At 35.2% G+C, this 23840-nt stretch carries 18 protein-coding genes and 1 other RNA gene; 7 read left to right on the forward strand and 12 right to left on the reverse strand.

The genetic code is table 11. The features are described 5' to 3' along the window. Window positions 1-15 precede the first annotated feature (15 nt). The 3 genes from C1634_RS11110 to rpoN all read left to right on the forward strand — a co-directional run bounded on the left by C1634_RS11110 (window position 16) and on the right by rpoN (window position 5664). Window positions 16-1827 (forward strand): helix-turn-helix domain-containing protein, encoded by a 1812-nt coding sequence (locus C1634_RS11110; RefSeq protein ID WP_103231645.1) that lies wholly within the window; start codon window positions 16-18, stop codon window positions 1825-1827. 765 nt (window positions 1828-2592) lie between these two features. Beyond that, complete coding sequence (gene asnS, locus C1634_RS11115) at window positions 2593-4041, forward strand: asparagine--tRNA ligase (protein WP_103231646.1); 1449 nt, start codon at window positions 2593-2595, stop codon at window positions 4039-4041. 159 nt (window positions 4042-4200) lie between these two features. Continuing rightward, window positions 4201-5664: an RNA polymerase factor sigma-54 gene (rpoN, locus tag C1634_RS11120; RefSeq protein WP_103231647.1), complete on the forward strand. Its 1464-nt coding sequence runs from the start codon at window positions 4201-4203 to the stop codon at window positions 5662-5664. 68 nt (window positions 5665-5732) lie between these two features. Here the strand turns inward: rpoN and C1634_RS11125 are convergent, their stop codons facing one another. From C1634_RS11125 to C1634_RS11170, 10 genes are all read right to left on the reverse strand, one after another. Continuing rightward, window positions 5733-6104, reverse strand: a complete 372-nt coding sequence (locus C1634_RS11125) for a hypothetical protein (protein ID WP_103231648.1) — start codon at window positions 6102-6104, stop codon at window positions 5733-5735. A 15-nt stretch (window positions 6105-6119) separates the two neighbouring features. Next, the gene (locus tag C1634_RS11130; RefSeq protein WP_103231649.1) at window positions 6120-7355 is read right to left on the reverse strand and encodes a DUF6625 family protein; all 1236 of its coding nucleotides are present in this window, start codon (window positions 7353-7355) and stop codon (window positions 6120-6122) included. Window position 7356: 1 nt separating this feature from the next. Then, window positions 7357-10407, reverse strand: a complete 3051-nt coding sequence (locus C1634_RS11135) for a lantibiotic dehydratase (RefSeq protein WP_109738411.1) — start codon at window positions 10405-10407, stop codon at window positions 7357-7359. Beyond that, on the reverse strand, window positions 10404-11531 hold the full coding sequence (locus C1634_RS11140) for a lanthionine synthetase LanC family protein (RefSeq protein WP_228410059.1): 1128 nt from the start codon (window positions 11529-11531) through the stop codon (window positions 10404-10406). Before C1634_RS11140 ends, C1634_RS11135 begins: the two co-directional genes overlap by 4 nt. Before the next feature lie 19 nt (window positions 11532-11550). Next, window positions 11551-12468 carry an LLM class flavin-dependent oxidoreductase gene (locus tag C1634_RS11145; RefSeq protein WP_103231652.1) on the reverse strand — a complete coding sequence of 306 codons (918 nt, stop codon included), beginning with the start codon at window positions 12466-12468 and terminating at the stop codon, window positions 11551-11553. Window positions 12469-12536: 68 nt separating this feature from the next. Continuing rightward, window positions 12537-12719: a class I lanthipeptide gene (locus tag C1634_RS26525; RefSeq protein ID WP_103231653.1), complete on the reverse strand. Its 183-nt coding sequence runs from the start codon at window positions 12717-12719 to the stop codon at window positions 12537-12539. 65 nt (window positions 12720-12784) lie between these two features. Continuing rightward, window positions 12785-14413 carry an alpha/beta fold hydrolase gene (locus C1634_RS11155; RefSeq protein ID WP_109738412.1) on the reverse strand — a complete coding sequence of 543 codons (1629 nt, stop codon included), beginning with the start codon at window positions 14411-14413 and terminating at the stop codon, window positions 12785-12787. A gap of 271 nt (window positions 14414-14684) precedes the next feature. Beyond that, a complete protein-coding gene (locus C1634_RS11160) occupies window positions 14685-16313 on the reverse strand; it encodes an AMP-binding protein (RefSeq protein ID WP_103231655.1) in 1629 nt (542 codons plus the stop codon). A gap of 58 nt (window positions 16314-16371) precedes the next feature. Next, window positions 16372-17046, reverse strand: coding sequence for an MFS transporter (locus C1634_RS11165; protein ID WP_103231656.1), 675 nt, complete (start codon window positions 17044-17046; stop codon window positions 16372-16374). After that, on the reverse strand, window positions 17039-17530 hold the full coding sequence (locus C1634_RS11170; protein ID WP_103231657.1) for an RNA polymerase sigma factor: 492 nt from the start codon (window positions 17528-17530) through the stop codon (window positions 17039-17041). Before C1634_RS11170 ends, C1634_RS11165 begins: the two co-directional genes overlap by 8 nt. Window positions 17531-17705: 175 nt before the next feature. Here C1634_RS11170 and rnpB point away from each other — a divergent pair. Then, an RNA gene (gene rnpB / locus C1634_RS11175) (RNase P RNA component class A) lies at window positions 17706-18031 on the forward strand. 84 nt (window positions 18032-18115) lie between these two features. On the opposite strand, the gene C1634_RS11180 is transcribed toward rnpB, so the two are convergent. Both C1634_RS11180 and C1634_RS11185 read right to left on the reverse strand, forming a co-directional pair. Continuing rightward, window positions 18116-18985, reverse strand: coding sequence for a polyphosphate kinase 2 family protein (locus C1634_RS11180; protein WP_103231658.1), 870 nt, complete (start codon window positions 18983-18985; stop codon window positions 18116-18118). Window positions 18986-19211: 226 nt separating this feature from the next. After that, window positions 19212-19676 (reverse strand): DUF1573 domain-containing protein, encoded by a 465-nt coding sequence (locus C1634_RS11185; protein ID WP_103231659.1) that lies wholly within the window; start codon window positions 19674-19676, stop codon window positions 19212-19214. Window positions 19677-19804: 128 nt separating this feature from the next. On the opposite strand from C1634_RS11185, the gene C1634_RS11190 reads away from it, so the two are divergent. The 3 genes from C1634_RS11190 to C1634_RS11200 all read left to right on the forward strand — a co-directional run bounded on the left by C1634_RS11190 (window position 19805) and on the right by C1634_RS11200 (window position 23832). Continuing rightward, window positions 19805-22420, forward strand: a complete 2616-nt coding sequence (locus C1634_RS11190; protein WP_109738413.1) for a valine--tRNA ligase — start codon at window positions 19805-19807, stop codon at window positions 22418-22420. 22 nt (window positions 22421-22442) lie between these two features. Then, window positions 22443-23054, forward strand: a complete 612-nt coding sequence (locus C1634_RS11195) for a DUF3239 domain-containing protein (RefSeq protein WP_103231661.1) — start codon at window positions 22443-22445, stop codon at window positions 23052-23054. Between the two features lie 142 nt (window positions 23055-23196). Then, window positions 23197-23832: a DUF4241 domain-containing protein gene (locus C1634_RS11200; RefSeq protein ID WP_103231662.1), complete on the forward strand. Its 636-nt coding sequence runs from the start codon at window positions 23197-23199 to the stop codon at window positions 23830-23832. The last annotated feature ends 8 nt before the right edge of the window (window positions 23833-23840 follow it).

A 23840-nucleotide genomic window follows, 5' to 3' on the forward strand; every position in this document is an offset into this window, starting at 1 on the left:
TAGATTGATCAATACATGAAAAAACAAAAAGGTTTAATGAATGTACTGAATAAAAATAATATTTTTGTAGGATACCTAGGAGGAGTGATGAAAGTAAAATATCTGATACTGTTATTGATTGTATGTAACGTATTTTATGCCCAAACAAACAGAATTGAAAAAAATATTTCGGAAGAATGGACTTATCAGGAATTGGAAAATGAATTCTATGATGTGAAAACTACAGATATCAACAGAAGGCGAAAAATTGCAAAATGTTATCTGAAAAAGGCCAAATCGGAAAAAAATAATACTTTCATTACTGAAGGCTATGTCATGGCTCATTTTGACGAAACCTTACCCAACGCATTAAAATACCTGGATAGTTTAAAGGTGATCACCAAAAACTCCAAAGAAAATTATTACCCGGCCAGAACCTATTTATTAAGAGGAAACCTTTATCTCAAAGTCGACAATCTTCAGGCAGCATTGAATAATTATATCTTAGGCCTGAAATACGCAAAAGAAAAGGAAAATAAAAGGCAGATTGCCATGGCAGATATCAGTATTGCTTCCCTGAATAATTACATCGGGAAACACGCTGAAACAGCAAAAATACTTAGGTATTATCTGTATAATGGCAGTTATATGCAGGAGGAGGAGCATAATCATATCAGACTCCAATTGGCGGATGCTTATATAGAAATCAATAAAATGGACTCCGCCTATATATTGATTCAGGAAGGTTTGCAGGCTTCTAAAAAAAGTAAAAATGAATATGCTTATCATCAGGGGCTGGGTTTGTTAGGGTATTATCATTTGCATTCAAAAAAATACCAGCTGGCTATTGATAATTTATTGGAATGTAAAAAATTCTTCTTCACTACAGAAAATCCAAGTAAGAGAAACGAAAACTATACGCTCTTAAATTTAGGAAAATCCTATGCAGGGCTTCAGGAAACGGATAAGGCAATAGAATGTTTTACAAAAATTGACTCTATGGTTCTTAAAACAGATTATATTTATCCTGAGCTTAGGGACGTTTACACCTATCTGATTGACCACTACAAAGCAAATAATGATAAAGAACAGCAATTGTACTTTGTAGAAAGGTTTTTAAAAGTAGATCATGTACTGGATTCCCAGTTTATGTATATTTCCAGAGAACTTCCCAAAAGGTATGATGCGCCGAAACTGGTACAGGAAAAAGAGTCCATTACCAATGAACTTCAAAAGAGAAAGAACCTTTTTTATATTGTTCTTAGTATGTTGTTGATATCACACTTATTATTTATCAACGTTTATTTTAAGTATAAAAAATCTGAAAAGAACTATAAAAAAATTGCTCAGGACCTGATTCAGTCTGTTAATGAAAATAGATTCGGCAAAAGGAATGAATCTGAAATCAAAAAAGAAATTCTGACTGAATCTCTTTCCATAGAAAATACAGGAAATGCAGAAGACAGAATATCCAGAACAATTTCTGAAGATATTGCCCAAACCATTTTAAAAGAACTTGAAATATTTGAAAACAAAGATCAGTTCTTGAATAAAGGAATTACGTTGGGAAGTCTTGCCAAAAAAATAAAAACAAACTCAAAATATCTGTCGGAAATTATCAATACCTATAAAGGGAAAAACTTTGCAACGTATCTCAATGATCTCCGTATTGACTATGCCATCAGCAGATTGGCCAATGACAGAAAATTCAGGTCTTATAAAATTCCTTTTATTGCTGAAGAATTAGGATATAATAACGAACAGGCATTCACTTTAGCCTTCAAAAAACGAACCGGGACACCCCTTTCTATCTATCTGAAAGAAATTGAAAACATGACTAAGATTTAGGGTTAATGTATTTGTTTTCAATTATTTACTATTTATAGATTCATGATTTTAGGTATATAAATTTATGAATCTATAAACCATTCACTTGTATCATTATTTCTCTTGCTGCATCTTTGCTTCAGGTAAAAACACAACACCTTTATTTTGTATGTGCACAGTACAAGATATCAATTCCGGATTGCTGATCCGTAAAAAAGTAAATCAGGAATTGTATAGCAGAAATTATTAACGAAACTGATTATTGAGAAATGAAAATCAGTTAAAAAAAACAAAGATGTAAGTAGCGAAGCAATGTTCATAAATTAAAAATGTAAAGTATAGTGATTGTGGAAAATCATGAAACAAGTAAAACAAAACCCGTTGAATCCTTCACAATGTTTAAAAGTATAGTATAGTCTAAAAATGGATGAATGACCGGTAGTTTACCATCAAATTATCACTTAAAAACTAATAACCATTTCAATACAGTAAAACTAATTCCATGAAAACTTAGAGTAAAAATAAAATTTTATTCTTTCTAAAAGTGATAGTGTAAGTGTGTTAACTCCGTGTCTATACGGGTTTTTATTGAAGTTCAGGATCATATTGTGTGGAAATGTAACCTAAAAATGAAGAAGAGTCTGCAGAAGAAAAAGGTAAATTTCCTGAACTGAAAGTTTAAATGCTTGTTAAATGATTTTTAAAGACGGCGCAACCATCAAGTTGCGCTGTTTTTTTGTAACTTTGCAGACATTAATTTTTATATAAAAAATTTATCATCAACAAATGAAAAAGCAAACGATCAAAGAAGTCCTAAAGGATTACAAGAAAGTATTACATCATGACATTACAGTTTACGGATGGGTAAGATCATTCCGTGCCAATCGCTTTATTGCGCTTAATGATGGTTCTACGATTAATAATTTGCAGATAGTTGTTGATTTCGAAAATTTTGATGAAACAATCATCAAGAATATTAGTACTGCTTCTTCATTGAAAGTTGTAGGTGAAGTGGTGGAAAGCCAGGGAGCAGGACAGTCTGTGGAAATTATCGCTAAAAAAATCATTATTTTAGGAGATAACTTTACGGAAGAGCTTCAAAGCACGATTCTTCAGCCTAAGAAGCACAGCCTTGAGAAACTTCGTGAGCAGGCACACTTAAGATTCAGAACAAACCTTTTCGGAGCGGTGTTCAGAGTGCGTCATGCAGTAAGCTTTGCAGTTCACTCATTCTTCAACCAAAACCAGTTCTTCTACATCAACACACCGGTTATTACAGGAGCAGATGCAGAAGGAGCAGGAGAGATGTTTGGGGTAACGAACTTTGACCTGAACAACATGCCGAGAACTGAAGAAGGAGATATCGATTTTGCACAGGATTTCTTCGGTAAAAAAACAAACCTTACCGTTTCAGGACAGCTGGAAGGAGAAACTGCAGCAATGGGATTGGGAAGAATTTATACTTTCGGACCTACTTTCCGTGCTGAAAATTCTAATACAACAAGACACCTTGCTGAGTTCTGGATGATTGAACCGGAAGTGGCTTTCAACAACCTTGAAGACAATATCGACCTTGCGGAAGATTTCTTGAAATATGTGATCCAGTATGTATTGGATAACTGTAAGGATGATCTTGACTTCTTAGACAAGCGTTTTGAAGAAGAGCAGAAAACAAAACCAGAAAAAGAAAGAGCGAAAGAAGGTCTTATCGAGAAACTTCAGAATGTAATAGCAAAGCGTTTCAAGCGTGTAAGCTATACAGAAGCTATCGAAATCTTATTGAACTCTAAAGAAAATAAAAAAGGAAAATTTGCTTACCCGGTTGAAAAATGGGGAACAGACCTTCAGTCTGAGCATGAGAGATACCTTGTAGAAAAACATTTTGAAAGCCCGGTAGTATTATTTGACTATCCGAAAGAAATCAAAGCTTTCTATATGAAACTGAACGATGATAACAAAACCGTTGCTGCTATGGATGTTCTTTTCCCTGGTATCGGTGAGATCATTGGTGGATCAGAAAGAGAAGCGAGATTGGATGTTTTAAAACAGAAAATGGCAGATATGCACGTAGATGAGCACGAACTTTGGTGGTATCTTGATACCCGAAAATTCGGTTCTGTACCGCATGCAGGATTTGGTTTAGGATTGGAAAGATTAGTTCTTTTCGTAACAGGAATGACAAATATCAGAGACGTAATTCCTTTCCCTAGAACACCGAAAAGCGCTGAATTCTAGCACAATAAAAAAAGCCTTAATCACAAGTTAAGGCTTTTTTTATTCTTTAATAGTTTATTATATTAGGATAAGTAATGCAAAAATCATGCTAAATGTGTTTTTTATCAAATAAATTTATTAAATTCGTAGAATATGTTATGTTAAAACGCAAATAAGAATATGCTTAAACAACACTTACAACTCAAATTAGGACAGAAGCTGGCCCCTCAGCAGATCCAGTTGATGAAGCTTATTCAGCTCCATACTCTTGAATTTGAAGAGGAGTTGGAGAGAGAGTTAGAAGAAAACCCAGCTTTGGAAATTGCAAAAGAAGATTCTAAGGAAGATGAATATTCTTCCCTGGAAGACGCTTATCAGGATGAGGGTACGGAAAGCATTGAAACAGATTTCGACGTCAATGAATATATCTATGACGACGAACCAAGCTATAAAACCGCATCCAGTAACTATTCTCCGGATGATGAGGAATTTGATAACGAAAGTCTTCTGACAGAAGGACAGTCCTTATATGACTATCTTACAGAGCAGATTCACCTGGTGAACATCAGTGATGAAGATCTGAAGATTGCAGAATATCTTATCGGAAACTTAGATACAGACGGATATCTGAGACGAGAAATCAAGTCTATTGTGGATGATCTGGCTTTCTCACAGGGAATTTATACAACGAAAGAAAGAGTAGAGGATATCCTTGAGAACTATGTTCAGAAACTGGATCCGTCCGGCGTAGGAGCAAGAGGTCTTCAGGAATGTTTACTCCTGCAGATTGAAAAGAAAGTAAGCTCTGATAAAGCCGTTTCTTTGGCTGCCAATATCTTAAGACATCAGTTCGAAGCTTTAACGAATAAGCATTATAATAAGATCATTCAGAAATATGATATTGAAGAAGAAGATCTTAAAGATGCCCTGGATGAAATTTCAAAACTGTCTCCTAAAGTAGGAGGGAACTTTGATACCCAGACGATTACAATTAATCAGGAAATTATTCCGGATTTTGTGATTCAGGTAAAAGACGGCCTGGTAATTCCTATGCTGAACAGCAAAAATGCACCTACTTTAAGAGTTTCTGAAGAATACAAAGATATTCTGACGACTTATTCTCATGATAAAAATTCATCGGAACATAAGCAGGCTGCATTATTTATCAAGCAAAAACTGGATGCTGCAAAATGGTATATCGATGCGATTAACCAGCGCCAGAATACTTTGTTACAAACGATTACGGCGATTGTAAAATTCCAGAAAGGTTATTTTATCAGTGGAGACGAAAAGTCGCTGAAACCAATGATTTTAAAGGATATTGCAGATATCACAGGATTTGATATCTCAACAATTTCAAGGGTAGTAAAAAGTAAGTATGCAGATACTCCTAACGGGATTGTATATCTTAAAGATCTATTCTCTGACAGCTTAACAAATGATGATGGAGAAGAGGTTTCTACCAAAGAGATCAAAACCCATCTTCAGGAAGTGATCAGCAAAGAAAATAAGAGAAAACCGCTTACAGATGATGCTTTAGTGGTTATTCTAAAAGAACAGGGCTATAATATTGCAAGAAGAACGATTGCAAAATATCGTGAACAGCTCAATATTCCGGTCGCAAGATTAAGAAAAGAACTTTAATCGTAATACATAAAAAAGGTGAATAGAGATATTCACCTTTTTTTGTGTTTTAAATTCATCTGATACCACTAAGAGATCAGAAATATATTGTCACTTATCTTTTTGAAGAGACTGAATGTATTGATCTGTTTTCCGTATTCTTTGCTTTCCCAATATACTTTTCCATCTTTATAATCATTCATCAATGCAAAGATTCCTCCATTGATTTTTAAGAAAGCAATAGCCGGGAAACTGAGTTCTTCAATATCTTCCCAGTCATCCAGCCTTATTACCATTGCTTCAATATCAAAATCATTCTGTAGTATATTGTAAAAGCTAAGGAAATTATAATCATCTACCGATAGGGTATAGTCTTGTATTTTTCCTGCCTTTTTATGCTGTTGTATAAATTTCTTCAACAAAAAATTAAAGGACAGTAAATAATCATATTTTGCAATCATAAATGCTGAAGTTTTTTAATAGATGTAGTAGGCATTCTCTGTGATACGATTCTTTATACTCTTTATGCTTATTTTATAAGGAATATCTTCCTGGTTTTTATAATGAAAATCAATAGTACTGATATTCTTTTTGCTTACTCCGATCCATTGGTTATCCTTAAGCTTATAAAGAGAAAATTGATTATAATGGAGTACGTTTTCGCCTTCGTTAATAATGATGAGCTTGTTCTTATCCTGTGGATAAAAGGTAATATGTGTTTTTCCAATCTTGTAGGACTGTTCTTCCAGAAAATTGACATGCTGTTTTTGGGTATAAGCGAGAAGCTTAGATTTCAGCAGTAAAAATCTGTACCGTGCATGGGTCACTCTTTTCTCTATTTTTCTCCTGATCTTTTTTAATGGGTAGGAAATTGTATTAGATTTATAATGAATCCCTTGTGGAGAAATTGAAAAATTGCCCTTTGCTTCAAAAGGATCTATAAAGAAATACGGATTGTCCTTAAGATTGATAAGGTGAATCAGCAGGTATTGCTTTTCCGTTACGGTATTGAAAATATTACCTTCTACCCAATGATGGGTTACGTTGGAATAAACAAACTCCTGAACAATGTTTTTATGATAATATTTGATTTCTTTTTGAAGCTCCAGCCTTCTTACAACAAGAGTGAAACTTTCAATTTCGGTCGTTATTTCTGTAATATCTTTGGTATGAACAAGATTAAATTCAAAGTTGCATTCGTCAAAACAGAAATGACGGGTATTCTGTAGAACATGGGCGTAATCTTTACTTTGTTTGAATAGATTAATGCACTGCTCATTGTTTTTCAATAAGGTGAAAAATCCGGCAGGATAGTTTTTGTGGGGTGAAATAACATCATATTTTTCCAATAATTTCTCTGTGATAAAATATCGGATATTCCCGAAAATAATATCAATGTCACAGTATCCCCAAAAGTCATATTCCTTTAAATATTCCTGAAATATCAATCCATAAGTAGGCTTAAAATCACACAATTTGTATCCATCCAGAATGTTGATCGCAAGGTTCAGTTTTTCGCTTGCCATTGTACTGAATTCAGCAAGATTATTGATCTTTATAAAATGGACATTCGGTAAATGGAAAGGCGCTTCCAGGTTGGTGAATAATAAAAAATCAACATCCGGATTGTATTTGCAGCTGTATAAAAAATGAGTGAAATACTCAGGCCAGCTTTTGCCAAAATAACAGTTTATTAATGCGATTCTGGTCATCTTATGTCAGTTTTTTAATATTCAGCAATGAGTCATAGCTTTTATGTAAAAAATAATACAGGATAGACTCATGGATATTCGGTTTCGAAGCAAATGTTCTGTTGATAAACATATGGATATAACTCACCACCAATGATTTTACCATCTGCGGAGACTGCAGTTCCTTAATTTCAGCAATGTAACGAGCTGTTTTTTTTGTTCTGGTATTCAAAATTTTAGAGAACTCATCTGTACCTGTCAGAAGCTCTAGTGTCTGATGTCTGTGATCCCTATATTTATCTTTCAATGTCTGTTTAGAATGATCATCCAGCATGTTTCCGTATCCGTTGGCGAGCTGGTGAAGGATGTCTCTTTTTTCCGTTATAGGGTAACCGAAATCATCAAGAATACGGTTGATTCCTGCAACGGCAGCTTTCCAGATGGGAGTTTCTGTGTATTCAGCTTCTTTGAGTAACTGGCAGACACATTCGCTGTCGAAGTAAAAAATACTTTCCATCTGATCTATTGTAGTTTCGCCATATCGCTCAATCTCTCTGTTGTAGGTATCCAGAACAATTTTATGGATAATCATTTCTCTGGTCAGATATTTGTCAAGCAACTGATAGATCTGGCTGGAAAGAGTATGGTCCTGCGATGTCGTCAGGAATCTTATTCTGATGTGCATATCCGGATCGCTGTAACGGATAAAGAACCATTTTTGTATAATTCCTTTTTTAACAAGTCCATTGGCGAATTTATAGATGGTATCTTTAATAATCTGATCCGAAACTTTTGTACTGCAGTAGATCTTATAGAAAAGCCACTCACTTCCGGGAACAAAATTTCTAACCACTGTATTTTTTACAGGGAAAAGGGTAAGCTTATCCTTCTTTTTGCTGCTGGAATTATGCCATGGAATAAGAAATTCATTGCTGTGTTGATTTCCGTTCTCATCCTTAGTCACAGTATTGTATTGTCCGGAAATATTTTCCAGCACCCTGATCTGCTTTTCCTTCAATAGATGGTCAAAGAGAATTTCCAGTGACAGCGCATTGTTTGTAAATACGGGAAGTTCCATGTCTTTTTCTGTGAAAACACAGATTTCAGGAATATTTTTCTCCGTTAAATACTCTTTAAAAACCTGAATAGAAGCCTTCTTGCCTTTGAATATTTTATCGTAATCCAACAGCCATGAAGCTCTCGACAGAATCACGTTATGGATCATTATTCTGGGTAGATATTCATAATTGACAAACATGCCCCAGTTCCAGTTGTAGGAAGGTGTCATGTGCTGGTACTGAAGATCACAGAGAAAATGATACATTGGTACTTTATGCAGGTTATAATTATGCGCAGATGAAAGACTTGGAATAACTTCTTTATTATATTTTTTAGAACGAAGAACAATTCTGTCATTTTTCACAGAAATCATAAGGTCATTCAGATAGATGGGTTCGCTATCTGCATTGTGACGGTTAATGATTGGGATTTCATGTTTCCTTAAATGCGGTCTGATTGTAATATTCCCCACTCTCGGCTGCGGATTGTGTACCACTTCAGCAATGATCTGCCCGTCAAAGAAAGACTCTTCTTCAGACAGCGCATTTTTTACTGATTCCTCCAGCAGGTCGTCCATATGACAAAAGCGTCCCAAATACGTGGAAGATGAAGGTCCGTCACTGAATTTATGGAAAATAACCGGCTGCCCTTCCTGATCTTCATAGATATGTACCAATGAAGACATTGAGAAAGGAATATTTTTATTTTCTTCTAAAAATGGATGAACTTCTTCTTGAGTAATTTGTATTAAATCTTCATTGTTTTTCAGAGCATTAATTAGTTTTTCTCCTAAAAACTGGTTCCATTTCAGGGATCCCTGAATGATATTGGTGGTATTTTCAGACTTAAACTGGATTCCGTCTGTCAGATTAGAGCTGTCATTATCCGAATGTAAAGGGTAATTGATGCCTGATAACGGATCAAGGGCTAATAGTATCGGAATTTCCTGCTGGTCATACCTTGCCGTAAATTCTTTTTTAAAGTTATCCAGAGAATCAATCGTGTCGGCTGCTCCAATCTGAAAAACCGTCGAAAGTACTTTTTTAAAATCTTTAAAAATCTTCTTATCAAGCGTATTGGAAGTCTTGCCTTTCAGTAAATCGGTCTGAAGGATATTTTTTTTGTGGTTTTTAATCCCGATTGAGGTTAATATTTCAGAAATCTGATCAACAGCAAGAAATGTGTTATTGGTTTTGTTGGCTTTTTGTACAATTTCAAAAATGGTAATCAGGCTGCGGATCAATTCTGCATCCTCATTATTTTCTTTATCTGAAGGAATTTTCAAATCTTTCAAAAACTGATACATAAAATCCTGAAAATTCTTGTCAGTAACCTTGGGTGAAAGTTCACTGACAAGAATTTTTGAATCTATCAATTCGTTGATATAGTCGAAACTGTCTTCGTAAGAAATGTCCTGATTAACTAATATTTCTATAATCGCGGAAAGCTTTAAGCCATCCTGACAGGCTTTTATGATGGAATTCAGATATTTGTTTTTTTCTGTAGAAATAATTTCATATTTCAACCCTGAATCCTTTATGGTAGGCTCAATATAACGGTACTTATTTTTAGTGCTGTATATCGTGTTGTTGGTATAGAATTTACAAACCTTTCTCACATGCATATTCTCCTCCAACTTTACCGTAATATCATGCAAAAGCTGCATATCTAGTCTTGCATATATTTTATCCTGTTCTTTGTCAAGGATAATACTTGTGCTGTCACTCCATTCGCCCATACTTACACCGGCATTGGTTCCAAAAGGGATGGTTCTGAAATGAGTTCTCAGCCAATATTTAAGCAGAGATTTTTTTATCTTATCAGCTTTTTCTTTGGACAGTTTTTTTTCGTCCCAGCTGATAAGCTGTTCATATAAATCTGGTGATGATAAATAAATGGTATTACGGAAGCTTTCTGTATTGATGTCCTCTTCCCACTGATCAATATTTTTCTGGGGAAGAAGTGGTGTTCTCAGCAGATAAAAGTTCAGTTTTTCTATATCGTTGTATTTCATCCTATGTTCATTAAATAAATTTTATCCCAATCTCTGGCTTTATCGGGATACTGATAGTCAAGCAATACCATTCCTACTCCGGAAATACCTTCCAAAAGTCCTGTGTGTTCTACCCATTCGTCATTCTTAAGGTCATAAGGAAATTTTGCTCCTTTATCCAGCTGTTGTAAGGTTAAGGACATCCAGTAATCGTGTGCTTCTTTCAGTTCTGGATTTTGAAATATTCTGTAGAATTTATTGAATATATGAGAGATTCCGGATGTTCCGTGGCATATTCCGGTGTCTATGCACTTATTTTTTTGGCTGTAGAAAACCCCGGACTTGTCTGCTTTTACTTTTGATAAATTCAGAATAATAGCAAGGCACATCGTTTTCAGATCTTCGTCCTGCAAAACGGTATAAGCTTTCCAGATGCTTATTGCAACGCCTAAGTCTCCATAGCACCATGCCAGCCTTTCGGATAACTGTTTCTCTCCTGTGGCGATATTGAGTTTTGAAGGAAATATGAATTGTGAATCTTTATTTTCTTGGTAAAGTTCTTTTAGAAAGTTGACACTTCCTCTTATCAGTTTTGCACACGTTTCTTTCTCACAGCCTTTATGATAGCATTCAGCTAAAAAGGAGATGATAGAAGGCTGGCCGTGGGCAAGACCAAGGTCAATGATATTGTCTTCTTTTACTATATGATCAATCCAGAAAAAGGATTGGTTTCTTTCATGTTTTAAATGGTCTATATAAGACACTATTTTGGCCGCAGCATCGAATTTTTTAATTTCAAGAAAATAAATTCCCAATCCGATCAGTCCTGTAAATAAATCGTACTCCTTCCTGTCTGCAGCGGCAGAAAGTAATTCTAAGAAAAACTCAATAGAATCTTCTTCTATATCTTCAATGTCTTCATCCGTAATAATATTGGCATTATGCAAAAGCCTCATGAAGTAGATAATGGCTAAGCTGCCGGTAGCAAATGAGGAATAAGAAGCTTCTGAAGCCATGTCAATGAGTTCCTCTATTTTTTCAATCTCAACATCATTGTTGTAAAATAATGAGTAATACCCATTTCCCAGGCTGAATGTAATGTTTTCACCTTGGTCTTCATTACATTTTTCTGAAATTTGGGTCAAAAAGAAGTCAATTTTATCTTTATACATATTGGCTTAATATTTCTATAGCGGTTAAAGAATCTTTGTGTGATTTCGAGATATTATTAAACATAAATTCATTATATCCGTAGAGTTCTTTAAATTCCAGCAGTTTTTCCTGAAAGAAACTTCCGTCTCCTACAAGGCTTATATTGCTTATATCATTGTTGGTACTCCTTTTAGCAACATTGATCGCCTTTTGTTTTGTTTTATGACAGCAGCCTGAAAAAGTAAGTACCATTGAGGGTTCTTTTCCATGTTTTGCTTTATATTCTGTTCTGAAATTTTGTAATTCTTCTTTAAGATAATCTTTGTTTGATTCTCCATGAAAGATGGATCTTGCAAAATTAAGATCATGCTCTAAAGCGACTTTTAAGCCTGAGTGTGATGATCCCATATACCATACATCCGGAATATTTCCTTTGTAAGGAGGGATAATTAAATCTTTTTTTAGAAATTCACTTTCCTCTCTCAGAAAGCTTAATGTAGATTCCAGCTTTGGAAGAAATGACGAAAAGTAGTTTTCTTTATCTACATCCACATTAAAATATTGAAGATCATATTCACCAACGAGTCCTTTAACGAACCCTAAATCTAATCTTTTGGGATATAAACTGGATAACAACTTATAATTGTGAGCCACTCTGAATGGGCTTTGTAAGGGTAAAATAACTCCGGCGATTCCTATTTTTATTTTTTCTGTTAATCCTAATAAGATGGGAATCAGCATTTCGGGAGTAGACCAGGCCATGTCATGTGCTTTTGAAAAATAGTTTTCAGTAACCCAGAATCTGGAGAAACCGAGTTCATCAGCTCTTGTAGCATAGTCAATGATATCGTATAATGATTTCTTAGAATTGTTGAGTGAGTTTTCTCTTATGCCAAATTCTAAAAGGCCTATTTTTAATTTATTTGCCATAATAGAGCTATTAAAAGCAGCTACCCCTTACGGAGTAGCTACAATTTTTGTAAAATGTTTCTGATTTACTAAGCAGGACAAACGCAAAGGTTTGTAGATCTGCTGCTTCCAGCTGTACATGTCCAGTGTGAACAATCAAAAACAGATGTTACTAGCTCTTTTCCAGCTTTTACAGATTTCATTTCTTCAGAGTTTAAATGAGATAACTTTTCTTTTTTGAAAGTTAACTTTTTTGTAAGCTTTTTGCTCATGGTGTAAAAATTTTAATTTGTACCTACTCGTTAGCTTTTCGGTTTCCGCTTTATTATCAATTAAATTATATTTTTAAAAAGTTGATGATCGACTTATTGAGTATGTCCGGTTTTTCAAACGGAACATAATGAGACGCATCGGGAACAATCAATAGCTTTGAGTTGGGAATACTGCTATTGATCAATTTTGTATGGTCTTCCTTGATCACATCATTGCTTCCTGCGATAACCAAAACAGGGTTTTTAATTGTTTTTAGCTGCTCTGTTTCTATATGAGGATGCTGAACCATCAGTTTTATTAATCTTTGGTTAGGAGCATCTTTTATTTCTAGCTGTTTTTTGAAGATATCCAGGGTTTTAGGCTCTATGCCTTCAGGATTGGTATTCGCTCCAATAACGATCAGCTTATTAACTAAATCAGGATGATTAATGGTAAATAACAAACCTGTAATTCCACCGTCGCTCCATCCTACGATATTGAATTTGTTGATATTAAGTTCTTTTGTTACGGCTAATAAATCCTCAGAAAACTCTTCATAGGTATAATCCTCTGTGGAAAGATCTGTACTTCTTCCTTGTCCTCTTGTATCCAATACAATCACTTTGAATTGCTTGGCCAAATCAGGAATCTGGTTATAGAAATCTGATATACTGCCATTGTTCCCATGAAGCAGGACAAGTGGTTCTCCGCTTCCATATTCTTCATAATATATTTTAGCATTCTTGAGGTCAATATATTTTCCGGATTTATTTTTTCCATAAACAGTTTTCTTGGCCTTCTCTTTATTTTGATAATAATCCATCAGCATCTTATCCTCAGGGCTGTTGTCTGTTGGGCCTACATTATTAGAAACGCTTTCCTTTTTATCCTTCATATAATTAATATCAATATTGGAGATAAAGCTTCCTCCGCCGGCTTCCCATTTTCCCTGACTTTGATAACGGAACAGCAAGTCATTGGACAATGTTTTTTTTGCAGAGATTCCAAATACGAAATCTATATTATCCTGGGGTACATTTTCTACAAGCTGTAAGGTAATCGCCAGCTGGTCCAGGTCGTTATAAATGAGTTTATATTTTTCCAGATCAATGGTTTGCCAGCCTGTAGTATTGGTTTTAAATATTATATTTTCCTGAAGGAGAGATTCATCGGGTAAATTATTTTTTACAGAATATATATTGAGCTTTAAAGTAATTTCTTTGAATTTAGAGCTCGGAATAATGAAAAAATTATAGCTGTTAAGCTTAGTCCACTTATAAATGTTGAATATTTGTCCCTGTTCAATGGTAGGAACATTTTGATCAAACATTTTAGAAAAAGTGAGCATGGGCCTGCTTTTAGCCCCCAGAACGTCTTTCTTTGTTTTTTTTCCGGTTATATTAATTTCCTGAATAGCATTGGTCTTTTTGCTTAACTTGATATTGGCATCTGTGGTTATTCCTTGCAGGGTAACCTTTTTATCTTCATAACCATTGGATTCAAAAATGATAAAATCACTTTTTTTTGCATTTTCAGGGATTTCTATTGAATAGTTACCATTGATATCTGTAATTGTACTTGTATTTATATTCTCCAAGCTTACTGAGCAGTAAGAAACAACTTCATTATTTTCATTGACAACCTTCCCTGATATTTTTTGTGAATAAATACTTATACTAAGCAAGAGAGTACTTAGTACCAATACAATTTTCATGTTTCAGCTTTTTTGTAAATATATTATTTTATTTCATATTAATCACCTGATAAGGAAAAAAATGAAATAAAATATTTATCATATTTATCATTTTTGTTTGTATTTTATGGTTATTTGTGGTTTAAGTGGAAAAATATGTATCAAATTTATATTTAATCTAAAGTTTGACAGAGTGTCTGTTTTTCATATTTTTCACTTGTTCGTGTTTTAATAACTCTAATTTTTCCAAAAAAATTAGAGTTATTGATTTTTTTTTCGAAAAAACGGAGTTTTAGCTATGATTTTTTACATTTTCCATCCCTAATTCTCTCATAGAAACTTCCCGCATCTCCACCTTTCTTATTTTTCCGGAAATAGTCATTGGGAATTCATCTACAAACTTCCAGTATTTCGGGACTTTATAGTGGGCTATTCTTCCTTTGCAGTATTCATGAAGTTCTTCAACGGTGATGGTAAATCCTTTTCTCACTTTTACCCAGGCCATTACTTCTTCCCCGTATTTTTCACTCGGGACTCCAATGATCTGAACATCCAGGATGTTGGTATATGTATATAAAAAATCTTCAATTTCTTTGGGCGAAATATTTTCTCCACCGCGGATGATGAGGTCTTTTATTCTTCCGGAAATAGTAATATAGCCATCTTCGTCCATTACGGCCATGTCTCCGGTATGCATCCAGCGGGCATCATCCAGTACTTTTTTCGTATTTTCAGGATCATTCCAGTATTTCAGCATCACAGAATAACCTCTTGTGCAAAGCTCACCATGCTCCCCGCGCTTCAGGGTTCTGCCATTTTCATCAATGATTTTGATTTCAAGATGATCCTGAACGGTTCCTACAGTGCCCACCTGCTTTTCCAATGGTGTTCCTATTAAAGTTTGAGTAGATACGGGTGAAGTTTCCGTCATTCCGTAGCAAATGCTCATTTCTTTAATATTCATAAGGTTCTCCACCTTTTTCATGATTTCCGGCGGACATACTGAGCCAGCCATAACTCCCGTTCTTAAGCTTGAAAAATCATACTTTTCAAAATCTTTTATCGCCAGTTCAGCAATAAACATAGTAGGTACCCCATACAAAGAGGTGCATTTTTCGTCCGAAACGGCTTTTAAGGTAATGTCGGGATCAAAACTGTCGTTGGGAATAACCATGCAGGCTCCATGTGCGGTACAGCACATATTTCCGATAATCATACCAAAGCAATGATAAAAAGGAACAGGAATACAGACACGGTCTTTTTCAGTATATTTTAGTCTGATACCAATGAAATATCCATTATTTAAAATATTATGGTGGGAAAGAGTTACTCCTTTTGGAAAGCCAGTAGTTCCTGAAGTATATTGAATGTTGACAGGATCGTCAAACTGTACATGTTCTTCAAAGCTGTGAAGGAATTCATCTGAAATATCCTGTCCGTTATTGACAAACTCTTCCCAGTTTTCATCAAAAAATATTTCATGTTCGAGGGAGGGGCATACTTCTTTAGCATACTCCACCATTTCTTTGTAGTTACTGGTTTTGAAGCTTAAAGAAGAAAAAATAAAACGAATTTCAGATTGATTAAGAACATACGTCAGTTCATGGGTTCTGTAGGCCGGATTGATATTCACTAAAATAGTTCCTATCCTCGCGGTGGCATACTGCAGAAGTACCCATTCATATCGGTTGGAAGACCATATTCCGATTCTGTCACCCGCTTTTGCTCCTAAAAGCAATAAAGCCTTTGCAACAGCTGTTGTTTGATTGTAAAATTCTTGGTAAGTAGCTCTGTAATTCTGATGAACACAGACTAATGCTTCCTGGTGGGGGTATTTTTCGACAGTCCTTTTAAGATTGGCTCCAATGGTCTGTCCTAATAATGGAACCTCAGAAGTTCCATAAACATAAGATAAGGGCATAGTTTAAGATTTGGTGGGCTAAAATTAATAATTATATCCCGAACTATGCCTATGAATATTAACTTTCCTGAGAATCTATCTCTTTAAGTTGTTTTAAATTTTTATCAAGCTTTTTAATAATGGTACCATATACAAGCCGGTAATATAACCAGATCATGGATATAGCCAATAAGGTACTCACCACTATGCCTACGATAATAATGGTAAGATTAGAGCTGGTAGGCTGTATGTTCTGAGCATTCAATGTATAGAAGATGAAAGCCGACAATACGAAGGTAAAGGCAATCAATAATACAATACTGATGAGGATAAATGCATTGACGGTTGTTTTGAACTTAATAATTCGGGTGATAAGTCCCTTGAGGTTTTCCTCAATCTTTATTCTGCGATAATTCTGATAAAATTTTAGAACAAAATAAGCGGTGATCAACAAGCTTAAAACTTTTATCGCCAAATAAACATGACCGAAGTTGTTTTCTACTTCAGGTGCTTCCTGTGCTCCCAGTCTTTCCAGCATTTTACGGAAACTTTCAGATTCCTCTTCCTGAAAAAAGTAAAACAGACCCAATACAGAAAAGAACAGGAATTCTACAACGCTGATCCAGAAAATGTACTTGATGTAGTTGCGTGACTTTCTATTCAACATCTGGAGGATCTCCTTGTTGTCATATTTGGGCTGAACAGCTTGTTCCTGCCAGGTTTTCTTAAAGCTATCTAAATCAAATTCAGGCATATTTTTCCATCTGTTCTTTAAGGGTTTTCTTTAATCTGTTCATTTTCACGCGTGCATTGACTTCAGTGATTCCGAGGTTTTCTGCAATATCCTTGTAAGGCAGATCATCAAGATACATCGTGACAATAGCTCTTTCCACATTAGGGAGAGTCTTGATTACAGTATACAAAAGTGATACCTGTTGCTGTTTTTCATCATCATCTTCCACAAAATCTTTGTGGTTGATGTCCAGTTCGTTGGTAGGAAGACTTTTGCTTTTTTTTCTAAAGAGGGTAATGGCTGTATTGAGCGCTACACGGTACATCCATGTGGAAATTTTGGAATTTCCTTTAAAGGAATCATAACTTCTCCAGAGCTGTAACACGATTTCCTGAAAAAGATCCTCTTCATCCTCCAGAGAATTGGTGTACAGACGCGATACTTTGATAATCAGTCCCTGATTATCCTTGATAAGCTGCGCAAATTCTTTTTCTCTGGAATCCATAGATATATAATGGCACGAAGATAATAATAAAGTGGTAATTGGTGAAAAATATCATTCAAAATCGTGAAAAGATAAAATTGAAAAAAGAAGGATGAGCGAAATTCTGTTCTCCGTGTTCTGAGCTTCCTTTGCCTCTTCACCTTTTTACCACAGAATTTATGTATCTTTGCCTCCGCGAGAAAATCAGCTTGTTGATTTCCTGTTTTTGCAGGAGGTAGGAAAGTCCGGACACCATAGAGCAGCAAAGCGGATAACATCCGTCACCCGTGAGGGTAGGACAAGTGCAACAGAAAGCAAGTACAGTTCGGCTGTAGTGAAACCAGGTAAACTCTTTGCGGTGCAATGGTAAGTATATCGGTTCTTTTCAGTAATGGAAATAGGGGCGGCTCGTCCTGAAAACCGAGGGGTAATCAGCTCAAGTCTTGTAGCAATGTAAGGCGTAGATAAATAACAGGCACTTCTTCGGAGGTACAGAATCCGGCTTATAGATTTTCTCGTGATTTTTTTAAAAAGAAGGAAGTTAGAGGCTTGAAGAGTGAAGCTTTTTAAACCTCCACTCTTCAAGCTTCCACCTTCCACCACAATTTACTCGTTTTCCAATTGTTTTTTTGCTTCCAATAATTCCTGTTGGTCTTTATCAGAAAGGGTAGGATATTTAAGATTCATTTTTTCAAGGGTATCAATGATGATCTGTATAGCAGCAACTCTTGCAAACCATTTATTGTCAGCAGGAAGTACATACCATGGGGCATGATCCTTGGATGTTTCATTGATCGCGGTTTCATAGGCTTCCATGTAGTGATCAAATAATTCTCTTTCCGGAAGATCGGCCGCAGAGAATTTCCAGTTTTTTTCCTGTTCATTGATTCTGTCCAGAAGTCTTTTTTTCTGCTCGTCTTTAGAAACATTTAAAAATATTTTTACGACAGTTGTTCCATTCTGAGCAAGATGTTTTTCAAAATTCCGGATACTTTCATATCTGTTTTCCCAGAACTTATTATCAAAGTCTTTTACAGAAGACCATGTTTTTTCACTTAAATTATATTCTGGATGTACTTTGCAGACCAAAACACTCTCATAATGTGAACGGTTGAAAATTCCAATCATTCCTTTCTGAGGCAATGCGAGATAATGTCTCCATAAAAAATCATGGGAATATTCTTTAGAACTTGGTGTTTTAAAGCTGGTCACATTACACCCTTGTGGATTTACCCCTCCGAAAACATGTTCTATCATACTGTCTTTTCCGGCGGCATCCATAGCCTGTAATACAACCAGAAGAGACTGGCTTCCGTCTGCATATAATCTTTCCTGAAGCTCACGAAGCTTTTCTTTCTCCTGAATAAGCATTTGTCCCCCTTCTTCTTTGGTGAGTTTTCCTTTATATGAGGTTGATGTTTTTTTGATGGAAAATTTTCCGTTTACCTTAAAGTCATCTGAGAAATTGGTGTCCATATATTTTTAAGATTAAAAATTAAAAAAATGCAGTTATTAAATTCAATAGGGGTGGGCTTTAGCCCCGCCTTCAAAATATATAAATATTCATAGGGCTTCAGCCAAAACTTAATAGAAATTTTCTGACATCTGCTGCCTATTTTCTATCACCTGCTACCTAATGAAACATAAATGTAATAAAAAAACCGCCTCTATTGAGACGGTTTCTTTATTTTTTGAGTAGAGATTAATTTGCAGCAGCCTTTTTAGCTAGTTTTGCAGCTTTTTTCTCAGCTTTTGCAGCTTCTTTCTGCTCAGCAGGAGTCAATACTTTTGGCTCAGGAGCGTTAGCGTCTACGTTACCTTTGATGTAAATTACACTTCTGTTATTTGCAGGGTCGTTAGAGAAAACCTCAATCATTTTGTTGAAAGGGCCAGGGATAGCAGTGTTGTATCCAACCTTGATCTTAGCGGATTTACCCGGCATAATAGGATCTTGGCTGAATTCAGGAGTTGTACATCCACAAGAAGGCTTTACATTTGAAAGAATCAATGGTTTGTCACCAGAATTCGTTACCGTAAAAAATCTTGTACCGTCAGCGTTAGGCTTAAGATTTCCATAATCGAAAGTCGTTTTATCAAATGTAATTGTTTGTGCAGATGCTAGAGCAAATGTCCCGAATAATGCAATTCCTGCAATTAGTTTTTTCATATTCTTGAATGTTAATACGTTTGTTAGATAAATTTTGCGAAACAAAGTTAAAAATTATTTTAATTCATGCTTAAAAATTTTTTTCTTTAGACTATTTTTGCAAATTGCAAGCCAAAGAAATAGAATTTATGCAGATTTCAGAAAAGTACAACCCACAGGAAACAGAACAGAAATGGTACAGCTACTGGCTGGAAAATAAATATTTCCACTCAGAGCCTAATGACAAGCCACCTTATACAGTGGTAATTCCTCCGCCAAACGTTACGGGGATATTACACATGGGGCATATGTTGAATAATACCCTTCAAGATGTTCTGGTCCGTCGTGCAAGAATGCGCGGATTTAATGCCTGTTGGATTCCGGGAACAGACCACGCTTCAATTGCTACTGAAGCGAAAGTTGTTGCTAAATTGAAGTCTGAAGGAATCAATAAGTCAGATATTACCCGTGAAGAATTTTTAACCCATGCCTGGGACTGGACCAATAAATATGGAGGAACAATCCTTGAACAGCTGAAAAAGCTGGGATGTTCATGCGATTGGGACAGAACCCGTTTCACTTTGGAAGATAAACTTTCGCAGCAGGTTATCAAAAGTTTTGTAGATCTATACAATAAAGGTTTGATCTACAGAGGTTACAGAATGGTAAACTGGGATCCGGAAGCGAAAACTAATATCTCGGATGAAGAAGTAATATTTAAAGAACAAAACGGAAAATTATATTTCCTTAAATATAAAATCGAAGGATCTGAAGAATTTCTTTCGGTTGCAACGACGCGTCCGGAAACTATTTTTGGAGATACCGCTGTATGTATCAACCCTAATGATGAAAGATATGCTCATTTGAAAGGTAAGAATGTAATCGTACCGATCGTTGACAGAGTAATCCCGATTATTGAGGATGAATATGTTGATATTGAGTTTGGAACGGGAGCTTTGAAAATTACTCCTGCACACGATATCAATGACTACGAAATCGGACAGAAACATCAGTTAAAGATGATCGATGCTCTGGACGATGATGGTAATCTTAATGAGCATGGTTTACATTATGCGGGGAAAAACAGATTTGATGTAAGAAAACAAATCGCTAAAGAATTAGAAGAAAAAGATCTTTTGCTTAAAGCTGAAGATTATGTAAATAAAGTAGGAACTTCTGAAAGAACAGGTGCTGTTATTGAACCTAAAGTTTCAGTACAGTGGTTCCTTAAAATGTCTGAAATTGCTAAGCCGGCTTTGGATGTAGTAATGGATGATGAGGTGAAATTTTATCCTGAAAAGTTTAAAAATACCTATAAGCACTGGATGGAAAACATCCGCGACTGGAATATTTCCCGTCAGCTTTGGTGGGGACAGCAAATTCCTGCGTATTACTATGGAGAAGGAGACGAAGATTTTGTAGTAGCTGAAACTAAGCAAGAAGCTTTAGAATTAGCGAAACAGAAAACAGGAAATGCTGATCTTACGGTAGAAAATCTTAGACAGGATGATGATGCATTGGATACATGGTTTTCATCATGGTTATGGCCAATGTCTGTATTTGATGGATTGCTTGATCCTGAAAATAAAGACATCAACTATTATTATCCGACTTCTGACCTTGTTACTGGTCCGGATATTATTTTCTTCTGGGTAGCCAGAATGATCATGGCCGGATTGGAGTACAGAAAAGAAGTTCCGTTCAAGAATGTTTACTTTACAGGAATTGTAAGAGATAAGCAGAGAAGAAAGATGTCAAAATCTTTAGGAAACTCTCCTGACCCGATTGAACTAATGGATAAGTATGGAGCAGATGGAGTGCGTGTAGGAATTCTATTGAGTTCTGCAGCAGGAAATGACCTTCTTTTTGATGAAGATTTGATGCTTCAGGGAAGAAACTTCATGACAAAGATCTGGAATGCATTCCGTTTGATCAACATGTGGAACCATGAAGATAAACCAGCAATAGCTACAGATCAGCAGGCTATTGAATGGTTTGAAAACAAGCTTAATAAAACAATTGCTGAAATTAATGATCAGTTTGAGAAATTCAGAATTTCTGATGCCCTTCATTTGATCTATAAATTAATTTGGGATGATTTTTGCGGATGGTATCTTGAAGCGATTAAGCCAAACTACGGAGAAGGAATTTCTAAAGAAGTGTATCATAAAACAATATATTTCTTTGAAGAATTGATGAAGCTGCTTCATCCTTTCATGCCTTTCTTAACGGAAGAACTATGGCAGACTATTTCTGAAAGAAGTATGGAGCAAGCTTTAGTTGTTGCTCAGCAGAAAGAAGCAGGTGCATTTGATGAGGCAATTATTAAAAACTTTGAAACCGCAGCAGAATTGATTTCTGGAGTTAGAAATTACCGTCAGACAAAAGGAATTTCACCAAGAGAAGCTGCTGAAGTATATACCAATGCTTCTGAATTTGCCAATGAAGCAGTAATAAGAAAGCTGGCTAATGTTTCTGAAATCCATTTTGGGCAGAAAACAGATAAACCAAGTTTTACCTTCCTGGTTGGAGCAACTGAAATTTCTATTCCTTTAAGTGAAAACTTAGACTTGGAAGAAGAAAAGGCGAAAACTGAAGAAGAAGTGAAATATTTAAAAGGATTCTTAATTTCGGTGGATAAAAAGCTTTCCAATGAAAAGTTTGTTGCCAATGCGAAGCCGGAAATTGTAGAAATTGAGCGTCAAAAACAAAAAGATGCTCAGGATAAGATTGCGATCCTTGAAGAGAAACTGAAAAGTTTGTAAAATATTTAATAATCCTTAAGATATGGAAGACGATAGGGATATTTTAACATTAGATAGAAGAACGGTTGCTTCAAACCCTGGAAGAGTTAGAGTAATGCCATTTGTATTGATAAAATACATCTATAAACCTATTTATTTGTTAATTGCTTTATTGTTTTCATTAGCTTTTGCATGGGATGTTTCATGGCTATGGGGAGGATTTGCTTTTATTATTCTTTTACTGGTAAACATTTTTTACTGGAGAAGACAAAAAGAACATTTTAAATATGGAGATTCTAACGGAGCAATAGTGATTTCTGAAAAACCTAAGATGATTGCTGTCACTACCAATTTATCCAAAGGTTTTGGAGGTGAGTTTCCTGTCATAAAGGTTTTGTCTTATAAAGGAAAAGGTAAACTCAATGATAGGATAGGAACAGTTGCTCTTTATGAAAATTCTGAAGAAAACCCCCATTGGAATGACTTTTTTCCAGTTCCTGTAGACTATGTTAATAATAATAAAGAGGAATTGAATGCTGTTTTGGAATCATATTCAGAAGAAAGCTGGGAAGTTTTGGAAAGCAGAATAAAGCAGCTAAAACAACCATATAGAGAAGGATTATTTAAAATATTTGATGAAACAAGCAGTTGGTAAAAAAATAGATATTTTTATCCTTGAAGAGAAACTGAAAAGTTTATAAAAAATTACCTAATAAAATAGGTTAATATGTCAAAACCTCAGGCTGGATACACGAATACAATTGTATCCAGCCTGATGGTTTAAAAGAATAAATACAATGACACATATAGAAAACATAAAAAAACTATTCTCGAAAGATTTTGTAGAAAGTCCGCTATTAGAAAGTTTTGCAGTAGGAAAGATCTATCTTTCCAGTGGAAAGCTGGTTACCTGTGATCCATTAATCACCAATGATATGCTTGCTTTCACTACAGAATTTCCTAAAGGAGATTTTTCTGTCATATTACATAAAGAAAGAGAAAGTAATTGTGTGGCCTATGCCGAAATTATATTCAATAATTCTGAAATTAAAGAATGGAAACTGGCAACCACAGCAGGACAGAATATAAAAGACCTGGCGAAAGAAGAAGTTTTTGGATATCCTGTAGAAAGTGGAATGGGATGCTTCATGGATGTTGATACTCAAAACAGTCTCAATGAATTGGAACAAAAGTTATACAACAATAAAGGGGGAGATTTCATGGGAATCTATGAAGAATTCTTTCATGATTATTTCTTTGATGAAAAAGGAGCTATTGACCAGTATGCTTTTCTAAAACCTGCAAAAGAACATCCGGGAACTATATTTGCTTTTGAGACCGGATATGGAGAAGGTTTTTACGCCAGTTATATCGCATATGATAAAGATCAATCACCGGTAAAGATAATTACAGAATTTATTGAAATAAGTTAATTAAATTT

Source organism: Chryseobacterium viscerum (assembly GCF_002899945.2).
In the GTDB taxonomy this organism is placed as follows: Bacteria; Bacteroidota; Bacteroidia; order Flavobacteriales; family Weeksellaceae; genus Chryseobacterium; species Chryseobacterium viscerum.